The 2696-nt window shown below is 44.2% G+C and carries 4 protein-coding genes; 1 reads left to right on the forward strand and 3 read right to left on the reverse strand.

From position 1 onward, the window contains the following. Positions 1–139: 139 nt before the first annotated feature. The gene (locus ACEW9I_RS14955; RefSeq protein ID WP_373541128.1) at positions 140–436 is read right to left on the reverse strand and encodes a helix-turn-helix domain-containing protein; all 297 of its coding nucleotides are present in this window, start codon (positions 434–436) and stop codon (positions 140–142) included. Then, positions 412–969 (reverse strand): hypothetical protein, encoded by a 558-nt coding sequence (locus ACEW9I_RS14960; RefSeq protein WP_373541129.1) that lies wholly within the window; start codon positions 967–969, stop codon positions 412–414. The genes ACEW9I_RS14955 and ACEW9I_RS14960 overlap by 25 nt, the downstream gene beginning before the upstream one ends. Before the next feature lie 203 nt (positions 970–1172). On the opposite strand from ACEW9I_RS14960, the gene ACEW9I_RS14965 reads away from it, so the two are divergent. Then, a complete protein-coding gene (locus ACEW9I_RS14965; protein WP_373541130.1) occupies positions 1173–1406 on the forward strand; it encodes a helix-turn-helix transcriptional regulator in 234 nt (77 codons plus the stop codon). 356 nt (positions 1407–1762) lie between these two features. Here the strand turns inward: ACEW9I_RS14965 and ACEW9I_RS14970 are convergent, their stop codons facing one another. Continuing rightward, complete coding sequence (locus tag ACEW9I_RS14970) at positions 1763–1942, reverse strand: hypothetical protein (RefSeq protein WP_373541131.1); 180 nt, start codon at positions 1940–1942, stop codon at positions 1763–1765. Positions 1943–2696: the final 754 nt, after the last annotated feature.

Genomic DNA, 2696 nt, shown 5'->3' on the forward strand with positions numbered 1-2696 from the left:
TTGAGTTCATAGCTACTATTTTGTCACAAACTCTTATCAGCATAATTCTTGTCGTAAATCGCGACACGGTTAGAGCCTTAATTGGGATCGTTGCGATCCTTTTTTGTGAAGATTAGCCGGATCGACCTCTACACATTAACTACTGTAGTTCTAGAGGTAATCGATCGAAGTGTTCTAAATACAAATCTGAGAGGGCGAGATAACGTCGGTGGTATTTGGTCGGCGATCGGTAGTTGTCATCAGTCCTGAACCACCGCTTGACATTTCCCAAGGAACAATGACATAACGCGGCAATTTGAGAGCGATCGACATCCCATTTAGCTTCAAATTGGCGGGGAGTCATTTCTAACTGACAGTGAGCGAGTTGCTCGATTAAGTCGATTTCTCGTTGCCCCAATCTACGAGGAATATTCAGTGGCATTGCTGTTGCTGCCATCCCTCTAAATCTGATTCCCACGCGGTATCGGCGATACAAAACTGCCGACTATAACTCGTGCGATCTAGTAAGACTAGATATTTCCAGTTCCAGCCGTGCTGTGAGGGCGCATAAAAACTGCCAACGATCGTTCCGGTATCGGTTTCGTCTGGATCTTCAGGCAGTGGTTTCCAGCGCACATAGGCTCCAGGGCTGAAGCAATTAGACGGTAACCGATCGGCAAATTCGAGTGTCGGCGGTAATCTCGACAATTCGAGCGCGATCTTGTCAACTGATTCACCATATTCTTGGCAATGATTCCAGAACTCCGCTAGGTTTTGGGCTTGTAAGTTATGGCTTAATTGCTGAATCAGGAGAATGGTCAATTGTTCGCGCTCTGCTACTGAAAAGTTTTGAGGACACAGATCGATAATTGCTTGGTGAAGTTGTTGCCAAGCCGATTGGGACATCTGCTGAAAATATCCTAATTCTGATGGTGGCATAGTTCTAGTTTCGATACAGAAGCAGTGCCAGTAGAATTTGACTACTGACATCACCATGTTTTTCATGCGACGAGACTATCGATCGGCTGGGCGATCGTGTCATCATAAGAGATTGACCTCGCAAGGGGTTGACGTTTGCTATTGCGATTCTTCCGGGCAGTCGATTCGCTGGTTAATGCTACTCATTCTAATGGTGTTGGGTGCAGCCGTCAACCCACTGCGTTATTTTAATGGATAAAGTAGCTAGAATGGACATGAAACAACTGCGCCTTCGAGCCAAACTCCGCACGGTGGATGTTGCGAGTATGGTAGGTGTAGGCGAATCTTCGGTGCGAAATTGGGAGAAAGGGCGGACGATACCGAAACTCACGATCGATAAGACTGCGGCTTTGTGTCTGTTGTATCAATGCTCGATCGCGGAGTTGGATCTGGCTGTTCGGGAGTCGATCGCGCAAGGGAATGGGGAGACTGCTGACGATTTAGAGTAAAGGATCTTTAGATACTAAGTTCTCATGACTTAGACTCATGAGTATTTTCTGTCACAACTGCATCGACAAACACAAAGGTTTTGAGTTCGGGCGATTCCCCGCAAGGCAGTGAGCGTCCATGACTTGCTTCAAAATTGCTTCAGCCGCGATCGCACCCAGCTTTTGTGGGAGCTTCGATAATTGACTCTAATCAGCTTACCCGCACTTAAATCGATTTGAGGACGTGAAAACACCCCGTACTGGAATGTATCAGCTAATTTAATTTGAAGTGCTTTAGCGTCATTACAGCCTCCCTCAGTACGGCAATCGATCGCGTCTTGTAAGTCTCCTAGATGTGGAGTTCTCCGCGTCCAGGTCTAACGATCTTCTTGAGTGATGCCGAACTGTTCGTAAATTTCCTGAATCATCAGGATCGGTAACCCTTCTTGGTTTGTGCCCATGACTAGAGCACGTCTGAGGGTCTGAGCAACCGAGATGGCTTGGAGCTTCGAGCCGCCACCTTCAGGATCTAGGTTGATGCCGTGATTTGATGCCATGTGGATCGGGTAGCAGATTTCCCCAGGTAATTCTAGACAATCGTAGTCGATCTTCGAGCCAAATAATTAAGCCATAAGGTGTATTTGCAAGGGTCTAAACGTTTACAATCATCCTCGACTTATTTGTGGCTTTAAACGTTTAGAGCAAACGATTGTGACAAACGTTTGTGTTAGCTAAAAATCTGCCAACTAGATGGTTAGTATTTTTTTAAAATTTAAGCAATCGTCTTAATCGTGGAGGCAAATGTTTGGTCAAGCGTTGATTGAAATGAGCCAATCATCTGCTTTTTATAAAAAACGTTTGGTGGTTTAGTTAAAGGTTGAGTCCAAACATTTGACTTAACTAGGGTTGAGCCGAGATCGCGGTAACAGTGTGCCACCTACATTAGCCGACATCAAATTCAGTGGTTTTAAGGAGCGTTAAGTGAGGCTCCTCAAATACGAAGGTCAATTATTTGCTATCTAAAAGCCATAACTGTACTAGCTTTATACGTTCGAGGGATAGTATTCTAAAACTTTTTTTAGATCGAATACGTATGAATATGTCTTTAGATAGATAAATTTATTAATACGAGTGGTTAGTCTAGATATTAATCTACTTAGAAACTACTAAAATTCACTTTAAAGTTATATTTAAGAAATTTATGGATCGTAAAATATCGAGAAGAAACTTTGCGCTGCTAACTGGTGTAGGTGTAACAGCGATCGCGCTCGACAATCCAGCGGTGATTAAGTTAGCAGAAGCTGCAACTAC

Source organism: Chamaesiphon sp., from assembly GCF_041738855.1.
Lineage (GTDB): Bacteria > Cyanobacteriota > Cyanobacteriia > Cyanobacteriales > Chamaesiphonaceae > Chamaesiphon.

Bases quoted from the DNA above. Each gene is read 5' to 3' on its own strand.
- ACEW9I_RS14955 (WP_373541128.1), bottom strand. From the start codon at position 436: ATGGCAGCAACAGCAATGCCACTGAATATTCCTCGTAGATTGGGGCAA.
- ACEW9I_RS14960 (WP_373541129.1), bottom strand. From the start codon at position 969: ATGTCAGTAGTCAAATTCTACTGGCACTGCTTCTGTATCGAAACTAGA.
- ACEW9I_RS14965 (WP_373541130.1), top strand. From the start codon at position 1,173: ATGAAACAACTGCGCCTTCGAGCCAAACTCCGCACGGTGGATGTTGCG.
- ACEW9I_RS14970 (WP_373541131.1), bottom strand. From the start codon at position 1,942: ATGGCATCAAATCACGGCATCAACCTAGATCCTGAAGGTGGCGGCTCG.